Annotated in this window: 17 protein-coding genes; 8 read left to right on the top strand and 9 right to left on the bottom strand. The window is 67.4% G+C overall.

Translation table 11 applies throughout. The features are described from left to right. Positions 1–16 precede the first annotated feature (16 nt). The 4 genes from ACLJPD_RS21230 to ACLJPD_RS21215 all read left to right on the top strand — a co-directional run bounded on the left by ACLJPD_RS21230 (position 17) and on the right by ACLJPD_RS21215 (position 3,807). Positions 17–928 (top strand): SDR family oxidoreductase, encoded by a 912-nt coding sequence (locus ACLJPD_RS21230; protein WP_410874352.1) that lies wholly within the window; start codon positions 17–19, stop codon positions 926–928. Between the two features lie 202 nt (positions 929–1,130). Beyond that, positions 1,131–2,249, top strand: a complete 1,119-nt coding sequence (locus tag ACLJPD_RS21225) for a hypothetical protein (protein WP_410874351.1) — start codon at positions 1,131–1,133, stop codon at positions 2,247–2,249. An 11-nt stretch (positions 2,250–2,260) separates the two neighbouring features. After that, positions 2,261–2,776, top strand: coding sequence for an ImmA/IrrE family metallo-endopeptidase (locus ACLJPD_RS21220; protein ID WP_410874350.1), 516 nt, complete (start codon positions 2,261–2,263; stop codon positions 2,774–2,776). After that, complete coding sequence (locus ACLJPD_RS21215; protein WP_410874349.1) at positions 2,773–3,807, top strand: hypothetical protein; 1,035 nt, start codon at positions 2,773–2,775, stop codon at positions 3,805–3,807. The genes ACLJPD_RS21220 and ACLJPD_RS21215 overlap by 4 nt, the downstream gene beginning before the upstream one ends. 132 nt (positions 3,808–3,939) lie before the next feature. Here ACLJPD_RS21215 and ACLJPD_RS21210 read toward each other — a convergent pair whose 3' ends face one another. Both ACLJPD_RS21210 and ACLJPD_RS21205 read right to left on the bottom strand, forming a co-directional pair. Continuing rightward, a complete protein-coding gene (locus tag ACLJPD_RS21210; protein ID WP_019044759.1) occupies positions 3,940–4,356 on the bottom strand; it encodes a helix-turn-helix domain-containing protein in 417 nt (138 codons plus the stop codon). Between the two features lie 365 nt (positions 4,357–4,721). Continuing rightward, entirely contained in the window at positions 4,722–5,885 is a 1,164-nt protein-coding gene (locus ACLJPD_RS21205; RefSeq protein WP_410874348.1) for a steroid 3-ketoacyl-CoA thiolase, read from the bottom strand. Between the two features lie 132 nt (positions 5,886–6,017). Between ACLJPD_RS21205 and ACLJPD_RS21200 the strand changes: the two genes are divergently transcribed. Continuing rightward, entirely contained in the window at positions 6,018–7,307 is a 1,290-nt protein-coding gene (locus ACLJPD_RS21200; protein ID WP_410874347.1) for a cytochrome P450, read from the top strand. 65 nt (positions 7,308–7,372) lie between these two features. On the opposite strand, the gene ACLJPD_RS21195 is transcribed toward ACLJPD_RS21200, so the two are convergent. The 5 genes from ACLJPD_RS21195 to ACLJPD_RS21175 are packed head-to-tail and all read right to left on the bottom strand — an operon-like array spanning position 7,373 to position 11,843. Next, complete coding sequence (locus ACLJPD_RS21195) at positions 7,373–7,786, bottom strand: nuclear transport factor 2 family protein (protein WP_410874346.1); 414 nt, start codon at positions 7,784–7,786, stop codon at positions 7,373–7,375. Beyond that, positions 7,783–8,673 (bottom strand): TIGR03619 family F420-dependent LLM class oxidoreductase, encoded by an 891-nt coding sequence (locus tag ACLJPD_RS21190; RefSeq protein ID WP_410874345.1) that lies wholly within the window; start codon positions 8,671–8,673, stop codon positions 7,783–7,785. Before ACLJPD_RS21190 ends, ACLJPD_RS21195 begins: the two co-directional genes overlap by 4 nt. Beyond that, on the bottom strand, positions 8,670–9,839 hold the full coding sequence (locus ACLJPD_RS21185; protein WP_410874344.1) for a thiolase domain-containing protein: 1,170 nt from the start codon (positions 9,837–9,839) through the stop codon (positions 8,670–8,672). The genes ACLJPD_RS21190 and ACLJPD_RS21185 overlap by 4 nt, the downstream gene beginning before the upstream one ends. Then, positions 9,836–10,831, bottom strand: a complete 996-nt coding sequence (locus ACLJPD_RS21180; protein WP_410874548.1) for a thiolase domain-containing protein — start codon at positions 10,829–10,831, stop codon at positions 9,836–9,838. Before ACLJPD_RS21180 ends, ACLJPD_RS21185 begins: the two co-directional genes overlap by 4 nt. 46 nt (positions 10,832–10,877) lie before the next feature. Beyond that, positions 10,878–11,843 (bottom strand): Zn-ribbon domain-containing OB-fold protein, encoded by a 966-nt coding sequence (locus ACLJPD_RS21175; RefSeq protein ID WP_410874343.1) that lies wholly within the window; start codon positions 11,841–11,843, stop codon positions 10,878–10,880. A 60-nt stretch (positions 11,844–11,903) separates the two neighbouring features. Between ACLJPD_RS21175 and ACLJPD_RS21170 the strand changes: the two genes are divergently transcribed. After that, positions 11,904–12,941, top strand: coding sequence for an LLM class F420-dependent oxidoreductase (locus ACLJPD_RS21170; protein ID WP_410874342.1), 1,038 nt, complete (start codon positions 11,904–11,906; stop codon positions 12,939–12,941). A 21-nt stretch (positions 12,942–12,962) separates the two neighbouring features. Then, entirely contained in the window at positions 12,963–14,492 is a 1,530-nt protein-coding gene (locus ACLJPD_RS21165; protein WP_410874341.1) for an acyl-CoA synthetase, read from the top strand. Between the two features lie 13 nt (positions 14,493–14,505). On the opposite strand, the gene ACLJPD_RS21160 is transcribed toward ACLJPD_RS21165, so the two are convergent. Further along, positions 14,506–15,504: a sigma-70 family RNA polymerase sigma factor gene (locus ACLJPD_RS21160; protein ID WP_410874340.1), complete on the bottom strand. Its 999-nt coding sequence runs from the start codon at positions 15,502–15,504 to the stop codon at positions 14,506–14,508. Between the two features lie 148 nt (positions 15,505–15,652). Here ACLJPD_RS21160 and ACLJPD_RS21155 point away from each other — a divergent pair, with 148 nt between their 5' ends. Further along, positions 15,653–16,069: a VOC family protein gene (locus ACLJPD_RS21155; RefSeq protein WP_410874339.1), complete on the top strand. Its 417-nt coding sequence runs from the start codon at positions 15,653–15,655 to the stop codon at positions 16,067–16,069. A gap of 52 nt (positions 16,070–16,121) precedes the next feature. Here ACLJPD_RS21155 and ACLJPD_RS21150 read toward each other — a convergent pair whose 3' ends face one another. Further along, a complete protein-coding gene (locus tag ACLJPD_RS21150) occupies positions 16,122–16,904 on the bottom strand; it encodes a crotonase/enoyl-CoA hydratase family protein (protein WP_410874338.1) in 783 nt (260 codons plus the stop codon). Positions 16,905–16,955 lie beyond the last annotated feature (51 nt).

The raw sequence follows: 16,955 nt of genomic DNA, 5'->3' as shown, positions 1-16,955 counted from the left end.
ACAACAGGAGTTTCAGATGGATGACCAGTTGATCTGCGCCGGGCGCACGGTGATCGTGACCGGCGCGGGCCGGGGGATCGGTCGCGCCCACGCCCTGGCCTTCGCCGCGGCGGGCGCCCGCGTGGTGGTCAACGATGTCGGCACCGCGCTCGACGGTGCGGCGACCACGGAAACCCCCGCCCAGCAGGTCGTCGACGAGATCATCGCCGCCGGTGGCGAGGCCGTCGCCAACTACGACGACGTCGCCGACTGGGAAGGCGCTCGCCGCCTGATCCGCCAGGCCGTCGACACCTTCGGCGGGCTCGACGTCCTGGTCAACAACGCCGGCTTCGTGCGCGACCGCATGCTGGTCAACCTCGGCGAGGACGAGTGGGACGCGGTGGTCCGCGTGCACCTCAAGGGCCACTTCGCCACCATGCGGCACGCGGCCGAGTACTGGCGGGGCGAGTCGAAGGCGGGCCGCCCGGTCGACGCTCGCGTGATCAACACCAGCTCCGGTGCCGGCCTGCAGGGCAGCGTCGGTCAGGGCAACTACGGCGCGGCCAAGGCTGGTATCGCGGGTCTCACACTGACCGCGTCGGCGGAGTTCGGGCGCTACGGCGTGACCGTGAACGCCATCGCCCCCGCGGCCCGTACCCGGATGACCGAGACGGTCTTCGCCGACACCATGGCCGCCCCCGGCGCGGGCTTCGACGCGATGGCTCCGGAGAACGTCTCACCGCTGGTCGTGTGGCTCGGCAGCACGGAATCCGCCGGGGTGACCGGCCGGATGTTCGAGGTAGAAGGCGGAAAGGTCGCGCTGGCGCAGGGCTGGATGCATGGGACTCCGGTCGATCGTGGCGCCCGCTGGAACCCCGCCGAGTTGGGTCCGGTCGTCAAGGAACTGATCGAGAAGAGCACTCCGCCGGAGCCGGTGTACGGCGCGTAGCAAACTTCGTGGCGGGTGGCCGGGGAGGGGTCCCCGGCCTGCGCTTATGGCATTTCACACACGTCCAGGGGGCTGGACGACTCTTGCTCTCTGCTGCGGGCTCGAAGCCCTGGGTTTACTATGGGCTACTGTTCGTCGATCCCGGAATGTGTCGCGACCGGGGGTAATTCTGCGCTGAAAAACTAAGGGGATGATCTAGCGCATGGCCATTGGTCGCGTGTTGCGTGTATTTGCCGCTGCGAGCGTGCTGGCCGGTTGTGCGCTGTTAGGGCCGGCCATCGCCATGGCCGCCCCGGAGAAACCGCCGACACCCGCCGCGCAGGCGCCCGGCACCGGGAGCAGCGGGCAGGGGAACAACCCGACCCCGGAGATCGCGCCGGGTAACCCGCAGTCGGGTGCCCCGGTCGCCGACGAAGGTGAATGGACCCCCCTCGCCATCCCCGGCCGATCCAGCGATGACGTCCCGAAGAAGGACGTCGCCGGCCCCCTCTCCGGTTCGGCCGCCGTCGGCTCCGCCGCGGCAGGTGCGGGCTCGGCAGCCGCGGGCGTGGTCCTCGGTACCGGCTCGGCCGGACTCGGCGTGCTGCTCGGCACCGGGTCGGCCGGCCTCGGCGTAGTCCTCGGTACCGGTTCCGCGGGCGCGGCTGCCATCCTCGGTACCGGCTCGGCAGGCGCCGCCGCGGTTCTCGGTACCGGTTCCGCGGCCGCCGCGGCAGTACTCGGCACCGGTTCGGCCGCGGTCGGCTCAGCCGCCGCGGGAACCGGCTCGGCCGCCCTCGGCGCGGGCTCGGCTGTTCTCGGAACAGGTTCCGCCGCAGTCGGTTCCGCTGCTGCGGGCTCCGCGGCGGTAGGTTCCGCCGGCGCGGGGTCGGCTGCCGTTGGGTCGGCCGCGGTCGGTTCGGCGGCAGTCGGATCGGCCTCGCCCCTGCTGTTGCTGCTGATCCCGATCCCTTCGGTCCCGGCCGCACCGGCCCTGCCGTCGATCGCGATCCCCCCGGCCCCGGCGATCCCCGGTGTACCGAATATCGCTGTGGCAGTACCTGTTCCGGCCGCGGCACCGCCCGCCGCCGAGGCGCCTGCCCCCGCCGCGCCCCCGCCCGCCGCGGCGGCACCGGCACCGGCGGCCAAGCCGAACCACGAGGTCAAGCCGACCAGTGACAACAGCGGCTTGCCCGAACCCGAACTCCTGTCGGTGATCGGTGGTCTGATCGCGCTGACCCTGGCCGGAACCGGTTCGGGCGCAGTGAGTTTCCAAGGTGCCGCGGCCGCCCAAGCGCGGGTGAACGCGGCGCGTGCCGAGTTCTTCGGACCGAGGTCGTGAGGGGATCTTCGATGAGTAAGAGCAAGACCCAGAGCACCTCCCGGTCCTATCGCCGCGTCGCGGCCGCCGTCGACGCGGTGTGCGCGGTGGCCGCCGACTTCGACGCGACCAGCCTCGACGAGGTGGTGCACGCCGTCGCGGTGGAGCGCAATCGCGAAATCGAGATCACCAGCGCCAATCTCGGCCCCGGCGTGTGCGGTCAGCGCCGGTTCTATCCCGATCGCGACATCATCGTGCTCGCCGATGCCCTGCCGAGTCGCGATCACACGCTCGCGCACGAGCTGGGCCATATCGTCTTCGACCACGAAGGCACGCCCGCGGTCGAGACAACCCTCGAGGTCAGCGACGATCTGATCGCCTACATGCTCAGCCAGCGCGCCCACGCGCAGATCGTCGACGACGGCGCCGACGATCTCGCCGAATGGGAAGCCGAGACCTTCGCGGCCATGCTCATGACGCGCCTGCGCGTATTCAGCAACCGGGGCGCAGGCGTCTCGGTCCTTCGATTCGATGAGGCACTCGGATGACACTGTGGTTGACAGCCCTGCTGGTCTGGGTTGCCGCGGGTGCGCGAGTGGGTCGCGTGCTGGTGAAGCCCGCGACGACCGCCCGCGTGGCCATCGTCGTCGCGGTCGCCGCCGTGGCACTCGCGGTCACCGTCGCCATTCCCGAGATGGCTGTTGCCGTCGACAATCTGATGAAGGGCGGTGTGCACAGCGGCTGGCTGTCCACCGGCATCGTCATCTCCGCCTGGATCCTGTTCACCACGGCCACCTCGGTCGTGGCCTCGGCCGCCTGGCCGGTGGTCTCGCGGCGCAATCTGCGCCAGGTCGCGATGGTCGTGTACGGCATCGGCGCGGTCGCGATCGCGATCACCCTGGCCTGGTCGTTCACCTTCGGCTGGATCACCGTCGCGCTCGGCGCGGTGTTCATCGTGACCACCGGTCTGCGCAACCTGGACTGGACCATCCTCGGTCGCGGCATCGCCGTCTACATCACCGGCACCGCCCTGGTCGCGGTGCTCGCCGTCGCCAATGTGGGCCGCGCCTTCCAGCGCGCCGAGCCGACACCGCCCGGCGAACCGCTGTGGGGCTGGGCCGCCTGGGAGATCGCGGCGCTGCTGATCGCGCTCGGCGCCGTGTCGATCGTGATCGAACTCTGGTGGCGGGCCAGGGTCCTGCTGCGCAAGATCCGGCCGCTGCACCAGTTGATGGTCGGCCGGTTCCCCGAGGTGATCGCGCCCGAACAGAACGCCACCTCGGCACAGCTGAAGGCTTCCGATCACATGGCTCAGGTGATGGACGCGCTGTATCTGCTCTCGGGCAGCGGCATCGTCATCCCGGCGGCCGGTGAGCCGCCGAACTCGGTGCCGCAGCGGGCCGCGGTGGTGGCCGAGTGGGCACGAAATCCGTTGGGGGACTTGTTCGTCGACGCGCGCTGGATCGCACCGCCGTCCGGCATATCCCCTCGCGGCTGGGTGCTCGCGCTCGCGGGTCAGTACGAGAACGCGGTGGCGGCCGCGAAGTCCACACCGCAGAACGCCGCTACGCCGAGCTGAGTGGTGCCCCACAGAAAACGGGCCTGAGCTGGTGGTTTCCCACCGTCTCAGGCCCGTTGTCTGCGTATCCGACGTTTTTACGGCCGTACCCAGGACACCATCAGGTGCGTCAGGCCGGTCGCTGCGTGGATCCTATTCTGTTCCGTCCGGAGGAATTTCGGGCAAGCCTTCGCTGGCCCGCAGCTTCTCCGCCATCGAGGTGAGTAGATTCTGTGATTCTTCGGACAGGTCGAATGCCCTACTCGACAGTCGACGAAGTCCGTAACCCTGCAGCTGCGCGAGCAGCTCCAGGTCGTGATCGATCTTGGCCGCGTAAATATCGTTGAAGAAGTAGTCAGGCTTGACCTTGAAGAACTTCGCCAGGGCGGCCACCGTCTCATCGGACGGATTCGTTCGTTGTCCCGACCGCAACTGCGAGAGATACGGCTTCGAGATCGGATGCCCGGAGGCAGTCAGCGCAGCCGCAACCTCTGCGTTGGTGTGCGGCTTGCGCCCCGGGGGATGCACGGTTTCGAACAGCTTGTTCAGCCGCGCCGCGAAATCAGCCATTGTGAGCCGCCCAATTCCCTTCACTGTACTAACAGTCGTTATCTCGGATACGTATCATTGATATTAGCGGCTCAGTAACTGAAAACCTACGCCTGATCGGGGATTTCTCTACGAATTCCGACGCTCACCTGCGTGCAGGGGCGGCGGCGGTCGCGTTTGCGGGTCACGCCAACGACTCTTGTGGAGCGCGGGGGTACCCGGGTTCGTGCCCGTCGTGGGGTTCTTTCACCATGGCCGCGCGGTAGCTCAAAGATAGCTGACATCTCATCATCTCGCTGCCCCCCGTGACTTTGTGGCGTACGACACGTTCCGGGCGCCCTGGGATGAATGTTCAACCTGGGCGCCCGGTTTCGATACCGACCAGTCTACAGGCGTTCGATGATGGTGCCGGTCGCGAGTGCTCCGCCGGCGCACATGAGCACCATGGCAGTGCCCTGACCTGTGCGTTCGAGCTCGTGCAACGCTGTCGTGATCAATCGGGAGCCGGTAGAGCCCACCGGATGCCCGATTGCGATCGCACCGCCGTTGACATTTACCCGTTCCATGTCAGGTTGATGTACGGAAGCCCACGAAAGTGCGACGGACGCGAATGCTTCGTTGATCTCGAAAAGATCGATATCGCCAATCGTCATTCCGGAGCGCTCGAGCAGTCGGGTGCACGCCTGTACCGGCCCGTCCAGATGGAACTCTGGTTCGGCGCCTACGAGTACCTGGGTGTGAATCCGGGCGCGCGGGCGCAAACCCTTTCGGCGCGCGACGCTTTCATCCATCAGCAGTACCGCTGCGGCACCGTCGGAGATCTGCGACGAGGTGCCCGCGGTGTGGATGCCGTCCGCCATGACGGGTTTCAGCGCGGACAGTCCTTCGATGGTGGTCGCGCGCAGGCCCTGGTCGCGGGTGACCTCCACTTTCTCACCGGTGGCGGCGCCCTCGCTGTCGAGCACCGGCGCCGAGATCGCGAGCACCTCACGGTCGTAGCGGCCCTCGGCCCAGGCCTTGGCCGCCAACTGCTGTGAGCGCAAGCCGAATTCGTCGATATCGGACCGGGTGATCCCGCGCCTGCGGGCGATCCGCTCGGCGGCGCCGAACTGGTCGGGCATATCGATCGACCACGACGCGGGTCGTCGCGGACCCGCCTCGGTGCCGACATTGGCGCCGAGCGGCACCCGGCTCATCGCCTCGACGCCGCACGCGATGCCGACGTCGATCGCGCCGGTGGCGATGAGACCCGCGACGAGGTGGTTGGCCTGTTGGGCCGAACCGCACTGGGCGTCGATCGTGGTGGCGCCGGTCTGCCATGGCAGGCCCGCGTGCAGCCAGGCGACGCGGGTGACGTTGTTGGACTGTTCGCCCGCCTGGGTGACGCAGCCGCCGATCACCTGCTCGACCTCGGCGGGGTCCAAGCCTGCCCGATCGAGTAGGCCGCGCTGGGCCAGGCCGAGCAGTTCGGCGGCGTGCAGTCCCGAAAGCTGCCCTCGCCGCTTGCCGATCGGGGTACGCACGGCCTCGACGATCACGGGTGTGCCCATCTGAATCTCCCTCTTAACTGCAACAGGTTCTGATCTTGTCTTCGGGGTAAAACCGCGTGGTTCTTCCGTCGCGGCAACCCCTGTGATTGAATGATTGTAGAACGTGTTTCAGTTTGTCGAAGGAGACATCTGGTGGTAGATCCGAGCACCGACCACGCCGGCCCTGTGACGGGTGCCCGGCCGAACCTGCCGGACGGGTTCGACGTTACCGACCCAGCTATCTACGCCGAGCGGATTCCGGCCGAGGAGTATGCCGAACTGCGTCGTACGGCGCCGATCTGGTGGAACGAGCAGTCGCCCGAGGTGGGCGGGTTCCATGACGACGGCTTCTGGGTGGTGAGTAAGCACGCCGATGTCAAAGAGGTGTCGCGCCGCAGCGAGGTGTTCTCCACCTACGAGAACACCGCGATCCCGCGCTTCAACGACGACATCCAGCGCGAGCAGATCGAACTGCAGCGCTTCGTCCTGTTGAACAAGGACGCCCCCGAGCACACCAAGCTGCGCAAGCTGATCGCCAAGGGCTTCACCCCGCGCGCGATCAACGGCCTGCGCGCCGAACTCTCGGCCCGTGCCGAAGGCATTGTGAAGCGAGCCCTCGAGTCCGGCAGCGGTGACTTCGTCACCCAGGTGGCATGTGAGCTGCCGCTGCAGGCGATCGCGGAACTGATCGGTGTGCCGCAGGAGGACCGGATGAAGGTCTTCGAGTGGTCCAACGACATGACCAGCTACGACGATCCGGACAGCACCGCCGATCCGGTCGCGGCGTCGATGGAGATCCTCGGCTACGCCTACCAGATGGCCGAGGCCAGAAAGGCCAATCCGGCCGATGATCTGGTGACCACGCTGATCGAGGCCGACGTTGACGGCGAGCACCTCACGCCGGAGGAATTCGGCTTCTTCGTGATCGTCCTGGCCGTCGCGGGCAACGAGACGACCCGCAACGCCATCACCCACGGCATGATCGCCTTCATGGAGAACCCCGACCAGTGGGAGTTGTTCAAGAAGGAGCGCCCCGCCACGGCGGCGGACGAGATCATCCGCTGGGCGACCCCGGTGACCTCCTTCCAGCGCACCGCGCTCGAGGACACCGAACTCGGTGGCGTGCAGATCAAGAAGGGTCAGCGGCTGGTGATGCTGTACCGCTCGGCAAACTTCGACGAGGACGTGTTCGAGAATCCGGAGAAGTTCGACATCACCCGCACCGACAATCAGCACCTGTCGTTCGGCGGCACCGGCGCCCACTTCTGCGTCGGGGCGAATCTGGCTCGGCTCGAAGTCGATCTGATCTTCAACGCGATTGCTGATCATCTGCCCGATATCACGCAGATCGGAGATCCGAAACGTTTGCGTTCGGGTTGGCTCAATGGGATCAAGGAGCTGCCGGTCGATTACAAGCCCGCCGGCTGTCCTGTCGCGCACTGAGTCGTAACAGCCAGAACAGCCCGGGACCGAAAGGTCCCGGGCTGTTCTCGTGCTTACAGCTTCGGCTATGCGGGGCGCGTGGTCGCGACCGCGCGGTCTACTTCCCAGAAGGCGCGCAAGGCGGCGATCTTTCCCTTCGCGTCGACCCTGTAGGTGAACACACCCTCGGCATCGATGACATGGCCGCCGATGGTGGTGCGGATCAGGCCGGTGAAAGCGATTTCCTTGCCGCAGGCGAAAGAGTCCTCGAACCGGAATTCGATGGATTCGGTGAGGGCGATGGCCTTGTCCCAGAAGGCGCCGATTGCCTCGTGGCCGCGGTGGCCTACCCCTTCGGGATCGAAACCCGAGGGGCCGACGGGGTCTTCGACGATGCCGTCCTCGGCGAACAGGGCTACCCACGCGCTGCGGTCCTTGGCCTTGACCGCGGCCTGAGAGGCCAGACTCGCGGCGCGGGCGGTGCGTTCGATGGTGGTCATTGAGGCACCTTCGCGATGATGGGATCGGCAATGTACTTGTCGGCGAAGCGACGCAGGGAGTCCTGCTTGGCGGCGAGTTCGCCGTCGAACCCGATACCGTCGGCCAGCCACGGCACCACGATGTTGTCGGTGACTCCCGCGTCGGCCAGGTCCTGATAGCCGTCGCGACCGAACTTGTCGATGCAGACGGACTGGATTTCGAACGGCTCCTCGGCCCGGCCGTATTCGGCACGCAGGTCGCGCAGCGTGCCGATGGTGGTGACGAGGTCGTCGAACTTCATCATCGCCGAGGTCCAGCCGTCACCGATGCGGGCGGCCCGGCGCAGCGCCGGCCCGGTGTGCCCGCCGATGTAGAACGGCACCCGCTCGCTCGGCGGCGGACTCATCTGCAACTCGTCGAAATCGAAGAACTCGCCGTGGAACTCGACCATGCCGCCGTCGAGGACGAGTCGGATGACCTCGATCATCTCGTCGACCCGCGCGCCACGGCGGGCGTAGGGAACCCCACACCATTCGAATTCCTCAGGTGCCCAGCCGATCCCGATGCCGAAACCGAACCGGTTGCCCGACATATTGGCGATCGAGCCGACCTGCCGGGCCAGCAGCAACGGATTGCGCGAGCCGAGCTTGAGGACATTGGTGTAGAACCGCAGCTTCGTGGTGACCGCCGCCATGGAGGCGGCGGCGATCAGCGGATCGACCCACGGCGTCTCCGGGCCCCAGAAGCGGCTGCCGTCCGGGGTGTACGGGTAGTCGGCGGCCTGTGACTTCATGTAGAACAGCGAGTCGGGCAGGCCGATGGAGGTGAACCCGCATTCCTCGGCAGTCTTGGCCAGCTCGGTGAGTTGGTCCAAGGGGCTCAGTGCGACACCGACGGTGAACTTCATGCCGGACGCTCGCTTCCCACGACCCACATCGAAAAGTACTGGGAGCCACCGCCGTACGCGTGACCGAGGGCCTTGCGCGCATTCGGTACCTGGTACTCGCCCGCGCGCCCCATCACCTGCTTGGCCGCTTCGGCGAACCGGATCAGACCGGAGGCGCCGATCGGGTTGGACGAGAGAACACCGCCCGACGGATTCACCGGGAGGCGTCCGCCGATTTCGGTCTCGCCCTTGTCGGTGAGTTTCCAGCCGTCGCCCTCGGCGGCGAAGCCGAGGTTCTCGAGCCACATCGGCTCGAACCAGGAGAACGGCACATAGATCTCGGCGACATCGATCTCGTCCAGGGGGTCGGTGATCCCGGCCGCCTGCCACAGCGCGGCGGCCGCGTCCCGGCCCGCCTGCGGATTCACCTGGTCACGACCGGAGAAGGTGGTCGGCTCGGTGCGCATCGCGGTGCCGTGGATCCAGGCCACCTTCTTGCCTTCGGCCTCGACCACCGCCGCGGCCTCGGCATCGCCGATCACCACGGCACACGCGCCGTCCGACGACGGGCAGGTCTCATCGAAACGAATCGGGTCCCAGAGCATTTGGGATGCCAGCACCGATTCGAGGGTGATGTCGGGCTGATGCAGGTGCGCGAGAGGGTTCTTCGCGCCGTTGCGCCGATCCTTCACCGCCACCATCGCGCCGATGTGCAGTGGCGCGTTCGAGCGACGGATGTAGGAGCGCACGTGCGGAGCGAAGTAGCCGCCCGCGCCCGCACCGACCGGCATGGTGAACGGCACCGGAATCGACAACGCCCACATGGCATTCGACTCCGACTGCTTCTCCCAGGCGATGGCGAGGACGCGCTTGTGTACCCCGCCCTGCACCAGGTTGGCGGCGACCACGCCGGTCGAGCCGCCGACCGAGCCCGCGGTGTGCACGCGGATCATCGGCTTGCCCGCCGCACCGAGCGCCTCGGCCATGTACAGCTCGGGCATCATGACGCCCTCGAAGAAGTCGGGGGCCTTGCCGACGACGACAGCGTCGATGTCGGCGATGGTCAGACCCGCGTCATCGAGTGCACGATCGATGGCCTCACGGCACATGCCCGCCATGGACACGTCCGTGCGTTTTGTCACGTGATGGGTTTGGCCGGTGCCGAGCACCGCTGCGGGGAAGCTCACTTGACCTCCATGACGGCGACCAGATTCTGTTGCAGCGCAGGGCCGCTGGTCGCATGAGCGAGAGTCCGGTTCGCGGTGCCGGACATGATGGCTTGGGCGGCGCAGCCGATGCGTTCCAGGCCCGCCGCGAACATCGGGTTGGCGGCGAGCGCGCCGCCGGACGGGTTGATGCGCGTGTCCGCCGACAGCCCGATCGCCTCCGCGAGGATCAACTGCTGGTGGCTGAACGGCGCGTGCAGTTCGGCGACGTCGAAGGCGGTGTTGCCGCCGGTAGCCGCCGCGGCCGCCTTGGTGGTGGAGGGGGAGCGGGTCAGGTCGCGGCCACCGAATGCCTGGGCGTCGATGTTGTGCGCCATTCCGGTGATCCAGGCGGGCCGGTCGCAGAGCTCGCGCGCGCGGTCGCCGACCGCGAGCACGATCGCGGCGGCACCGTCGGTGATCGGGGCGATGTCGTGGGCGCGCAGCGGGTCGGCCACATAGGGTGCGCCGAGGTCACCGCCGGTAACAGCTGCCATGTCCTGCTCGGTCCACCGGCCGGAATCCAGACCGGCACGCGCCTGCAAGCCCGCCACCGAGACCGCGTCGGGCCACAGCGGCGCGACCAGGTAGGGGTCGAGCTGCATGGTCAGCACCTGGCGCAGCGTGCCCGCCGACGACTTGCCGAAGCCGTACACGAGTGCGGTCTGCGCCTGTCCGGAACGCAGCTTCACCCACGCTTCGTAGAATGCCCACGCGGCGTCCATCTCCACGTGCGACTCGTTGATCGGTGGGACGGCGCCGATCGCATCGATCGCCGAGATGAACGAGAACGCGCGTCCGGCAAGGAAATCGGAGGAGCCCGAGCACCAGAAGTCGATATCGGACTTGGTGATGCCGAGCTCGGCGTAGAGCTGCTGGAAGCACGGCACGAGCATCTCGACGCCGTTGGTGGTGCCGTGGGTTTCGGGTACGTGTGGTGCGTGGGCGAAGCCCACCACCGCGATCTCGGGCAGGCTCGCGTCGCTGCCGGAGGATGCTGATGTGGTCAACGTCGCCTCTCTAGAGGTGGTGCTGGTAGGACTCGTAGGGAGCGTCGGGCTCCCCGGTGGGCCGGAAGTGGTCGATGTTGGCCAGCGTGTGGCCCCATTCCTCGCGGGGTTTCCACACCGCCTCGACCTGCATGCCCATGCGTACCTCGCTCGCCTCGCAGCCCAGGATCAGGTGCAGGAACGGGATGTCGGCCCCGTCGAGCAGCACGTAGGCGGCCACGTACGGCGGCTTGATCCGCTGACCGAGGAACGGCACATTGACGATGCAGAAGGTGGTCACCGTGCCCTTGTCGGGCAGTTCGACCAGGTCGTCGGTGGGCGTGCCGTCGGTCGGGTTGGCGCCGCGCGGCGGGAAGTACACCCGTCCGCCCGCTTCGGAGCGGCCGCCGATGAGCTTGCCTTCGGCGAGTCCGCGCAGGTAGATGCTCTCCTGGGGGGAGGCGGTGTGCTTGTAGTCGAGGTCGACGGGGGTGGTCAGTATGGTGATCGGTGCTTGTTCGGAATAGTCGGCGGGGCTGGTGCTCTCGCCGGGTTCGAAGCACGCGATGTCCTGGATGCGGTCGCTGCGCTCCTCGGCCCAGCGGGCACTGACCCGCATTCCGGTGCTGAGTTGGCCGGAATCGGTCACGTCGAGTGCGTGCAGCATGGCCGTGTCGGCGCCGTCGAGCTGGATCAGCGCCCACGCGAACGGCCGGTCGAACGGCTGGCCGGGCAGCGGCTCGGACACCCACGTCCAGGACGTGACAGTGCCGGTCGCCGCGACCTCGACCAGGTCGGCCAGCGCCTCGCAGGTGTGTGGATCGTATTCGGGCGGTGGCACGAGTATTCGGCCGTCGCTGCCGCGCGCGCCGAGTATCCGGCGTTCGCGCAGTCCGGTCAGAAAGGCGCCGATGATGGGTCCGACGGACCTGGTGTAGTCGAACTGCACCCTGAGGGGTGCACTCAATACTTCCACTGCGGTATTCCCCTGGGTCACGATATCGAGTAGAACAGGTTCTTATTCTGCTCGCAAGGATTCGCCGAAAGGGCGCCGATCATGAAATTCGGATTGCAACTCGGATACTGGGGCGCACAGCCCCCCGCCGACGCGGGCGAGCTGGTGATCGCGGCCGAGGAAACGGGCTTCGACGCGGTGTTCGCGGCCGAGTCATGGGGCTCGGACGCCTTCACCCCACTGGCCTGGTGGGGCTCGTCCACGTCGCGGGTGCGGCTCGGTACCTCGGTCGCGCAGATGTCGGCGCGCACGCCCGCCGCCGCGGCGATGCACGCGCTCACGCTGGACCATCTCAGCGGCGGCCGGGCCGTCCTCGGCCTCGGCGTCTCCGGTCCGCAGGTGGTGGAGGGCTGGTACGGCCAGCCCTTCGCGCAGCCGCTGCGGCGCACGCGCGAGTACGTCGACATCGTGCGCAAGGTGCTCGCCCGCGAAGCCCCGGTGACGTCGGACGGCAAGCACTACGGCCTGCCGTACGAGGGCCCCGGCGCGACCGGCCTCGGTAAACCGCTCAAGCCGATCGTGCATCCGCTGCGCGCTGATCTGCCGATCTGGCTGGGTGCGGAGGGTCCGAAGAACGTCGCGCAGACCGCTGAGATCGCCGACGGCTGGCTCGCGATCTACTACGCACCCCGACTGGCCGGCATGTACAACGAGTGGCTCGACGAGGGCTTCGCGCGGCCCGGCGCCCGTCGGTCGCGCGCCGATTTCGAGATCGCGGCGAGCGCGCAGGTGGTGATCACCGACGATCCGGCGGGCGAGATCGAGCGGATGCGCTGGGTGAGCGCGCTCTACATCGGCGGGATGGGAGCGCCCGAGCTGAATTTCCACGCGCAGGTGTACAAGCGGATGGGGTACGGCGCCGAGGTCGACGAGATCTCCGCGCTGTTCCAGGCGGGGCGCAAGGCCGAGGCCGCGGCGGCGGTGCCCGACGAGCTGATCACCGACACCGCGATCTTCGGCGACGAGGCCCACGTCCGTTCCCGGCTGAAGGAATGGGAGGACGCCGGCGTGACGATGATGCTGATCTCGGTGTCGGATGCCGAACAAATGCGTCGGCTCCAACCCCTTGTCAGCATGTAGAACACGTTCTAAATTCGAGGGGTGAGCCAGCAGACAACGGAAGTCCTCGGACTGTGGAATATCGCCGCGACGGATCCCGAGCGGATCGCCGTCGTCGACCCGGACGGCAGGGAGATCACCTATCGAGAATTGGCGACCCTGGCCAACCGCTACGCCAACGGGCTACACGGCATCGGCCTACGGACCGGCGACGTCGTGGTCAGCATGCTGCACAACGGCGTCGAGGCGATCGCCGCGTACTTCGCCGCCTATCAGGCGGGGCTGTACATCGTCGCGGTGAACTGGCACCTGACCGCGCCCGAGATCGCCTACATCCTCGGCGACAGTGACGCCGCGGCGTTCCTGGCCAGCGAGCGGTTCGCGGCCACCGCCGCCGAGGCCGCCGACCTCGCCGAACTGCCCGAGAACGCCCGGTTCGCGGTCGGCACGGTGCCGGGCTTCCGGCCGGTGTCGTGGCTCGGTGCCGCCGATACCGGCAGGCCGTCGGACCGTTCGGTCGGCGCGCCGATGCTCTACACCTCGGGAACCACGGGGCGGCCCAAGGGCGTTCGCCGCCCGCTGACCGGCGCCGACCCCGACGAGGTCCCCGCTCCGAACAAGGCGTTCTTCAGCCTGTTCGGGCTGGCACCCTACGACGACCACGTGCACATCTGCGGCTCGCCGCTCTATCACACGGCCGTGCTGAACTTCTCGACCATCTCGATCCAGTTGGGGCACAAGCTCGTTCTGATGGACCGGTGGGACGCGCAGGACATGCTCGCGCTGATCGAGCGGCACAAGGTGACCCACAGCCACATGGTGCCCACCCAGTTCCACCGCCTGCTCGCCCTGCCCGACGACGTGCGCGCCCGCTACGACGTGTCCTCGCTGCGCAGCATGGTGCACGGCGCCGCGCCGTGCCCGCCGCAGACCAAGCGCCAGATGCTCGACTGGTGGGGCCCGGTTGTCACCGAGTACTACGCGGCCACCGAGGGCGGCGGCACCGTGATCGACGGCACCGAGTGGCTGGCCAAGCCCGGCTCGGTGGGTAAGGCCTGGCCGTGGTCGGTGATCAAGGTGCTCGACGAGACCGACGGCACCGAACTGCCCGCGGGCAAAGAGGGCCTGGTCTACATGCGGATGGGTGCGTCCAGCTTCGAATACCACCATGCCAAGGAGAAGACCGAGGAGTCGCGCGTCGGTGACCTGTTCACCGTCGGCGACATCGGTTACCTCGACGAAGACGGCTATCTGTTCCTGTGCGACCGGCGCTCGGATCTGATCCTGTCCGGCGGGGTGAACATCTACCCGGCCGAGATCGAGGGCGTGCTGATGAGCCACCCGAAGGTGGCCGACGTAGCGGTTCTCGGTGTGCCCGACCCGGATTGGGGCCAGCAGGTGAAGGCGTTCGTGCAGCCGGTCGACGGTCTGGGCGACGAGGACTTCACCGCCGAACTCCTGGAATTCGCCGCCGGTCAGCTCGCCAAGTACAAGCTGCCCCGCACGGTGGAATACCGCGCGGAGCTGCCCCGCGATCCCAACGGAAAGCTGTACAAGCGCCGCCTGCTCTGAATTCCCTGCCCGCTCAGACGGGCTCGCGCCACTCCGGCTCGAGCCCGAAGAGCGGGAACAGGCGCTGGGTGTCGAGGAAGAAGTTGAGGCCGGCGATGGTGTCGCCCTCGAGTTCGAGCACCGTGATCGACCACGGCACCCAGACGCCGGGCTCCTCGCTCGGCTTGTAGTGGCCGAAGGCGGGCGAACCGTTGGCACCGGCCAGCGGCACCATCCGCGAATCGCGGCAGGCGGCACCAGTGCTGAGCATGAACGCGGCCACGTTCTCCGGGCCCGAGATCCACAGATCGAACGGCGGCATCGACAGCGCCACATCGGCTTTGAGCAGGGTGGTCAAGGCGTCCATGTCGTAGGCCTCGAACGCGGTGACGAAATCGTCGATCAGTTTGCGCTGATCGGGATCGGTCTCGTCGAAGCTGTCGGCCACGGTCGGCTGCACCTTCGACATGGTGGCCCGTGCCCGCTGCAGCGCGCTGTTCACCGACGCGGGCGACATCATCAGCGCCTCGGCGGTCTCACCCGCGGAGAATCGCAGCACCTCGCGCATGATCAGGATCGCGCGCTGGGTGGCGGGCAGATGCTGGCAGGCCGCGACGAAGGCCAGGCGCAACGTGTCTTTGGTGGAGGCGTGGTCGGCCGGGTCGGCGCCGAAGGCCAGCGCGTTCGGGATCGGCTCGATCCACACGTAATCGGGCTGGGGCATGGGCAGCGGCGAATCCGGGCGGCCCGGCCCGTTGAGATCCATCGGTCTGGCGCGGCTCTGTGGACGGTCGAGCATGTCCAAACAGATATTGGTGGCGATCTTGTACAGCCACGAGCGCAGACTCGCGCGGCCCTCGAAGGAATCGTAGGAGCGCCAGGCGCGGGTGAAGGTTTCCTGCACCGCGTCCTCGGCCTCGAACGAGGAGCCGAGCATGCGATAGGCATACGCGCACAACTCGCGCCGATGCGTCTCGAATTCGGCGAGTACAGCGGGATCGGGGCCGGTGGTGGCGGTTGTGGCGTCGCTCATAGTTTCACGATGCCACAGGGGTCCGACAGCTGACAGTGGTGAACCGGACTGTCTCGATTCGCGAACTCTGCTCGGTTGCGATGAATCCTCGTTCGCCGCCGCGTCTACATGTTCGAGACCGCAACGACGCCCCGAAAGGCTGATCCCCATGAGCAACAAGATGATCTTCATCAACCTGCCCGTCGCCGACCTCGACCGCTCGAAGAGCTTCTACGAGGCGCTGGGCTGGAAGGTCAACGAGGATTTCACCGATCAGAACGCGTCGTGCATCGTCATCGACGACAACATCTGCCTGATGCTGCTGACCAAGCCGTTCTTCTCGACCTTCAGCACGCGTCCGATCGCCGACACCATCAACACCGCCGCCGCCGGGTACGCGCTGTCGCTGGCCAGCGCCGATGAGGTGGACGCGCTGACCGACGCCGCCGTCGCCGCGGGCGCCACCGAGGAGACCAACGACGACAAGCGCGCCCAGGAGGCCGAGGTCGGGATGCACGGTCGCACGTTCATCGACCCCGACGGCCACCAGTGGGAGCCGTTCTACATGAACTACCCGGGGGCATAAGCACCGATGCCCACAGGGCGCCCGGCACAGAGCCCGGCGCCCCGGTGGCGTGTCAGGAGCCGGTGAAGTTCGGCTTGCGCTTCTCGGCGAAGGCTCGCGGACCTTCCTTGGCGTCGGCTGATTTGAACACCTCGATGCCGATCTTGGCCTCGATGGGGAACGCCTCGTTCTCCGGCATGGCCTCGGTTTCGCGCAGGGTGCGCAGCATCGCCTGGACGGCGAGCGGGCCGTTGTCGGCGATCTGGCCTGCCAGCGCCATGGCCTTGTCGAGGGCGGTTCCGTCGGGGACAACGTGTCCGATCAGGCCGATCTCCTTGGCCTCGGCAGCGGTGATATGCCGACCGGTCAGCAGCAGATCAGCGGCCACCGTGTACGGGATCTGCCGGGCCAGCCGCACCGCGGAACCACCAAGCGGAAACAGGCCCCAGCGGGCCTCGGAGACGCCGAACTTGGCGCTTTCCCCGGCCACGCGCAGGTCGGTGCCCTGCAGGATCTCGGTACCACCGGCAATGGCCGGGCCCTCGACTGCCGCGATCAGCGGCTTGGCCAGTCGCCGCCCCTTCAGCAGTGCGGGGAGGTAGGCCGGGTCCCAGCTGCCGCTGGCGGCGGTGTCCCCCGGATGCTGCGAGCTCATCGACTTCAGATCCATCCCCGCGCAGAAGGCCCCGCCCGCACCGGTGAGGATCGCGACGCGGATGTCGGGATCGCTGTCTACCTGGTCCCAGGCGTCGAGCATGATCGCCATCATCTCGCGGGACAGGGCGTTGCGGGCCTCCGGCCGATTCATGGTGACGATGAGGACATGGTCGCGCTTCTCGACCAAGCAGTGGGCCATCTGAATTCTCCTGACGATCTGGTCTTGTCAGAAACAGTAACACGTTCTATT

The organism is Nocardia sp. A7 (assembly GCF_046549215.1).
Lineage (GTDB): Bacteria > Actinomycetota > Actinomycetes > Mycobacteriales > Mycobacteriaceae > Nocardia.
Note: the sequence above shows the minus strand (reverse complement) of the source record. Positions and strands in the feature narration are given on the sequence as shown.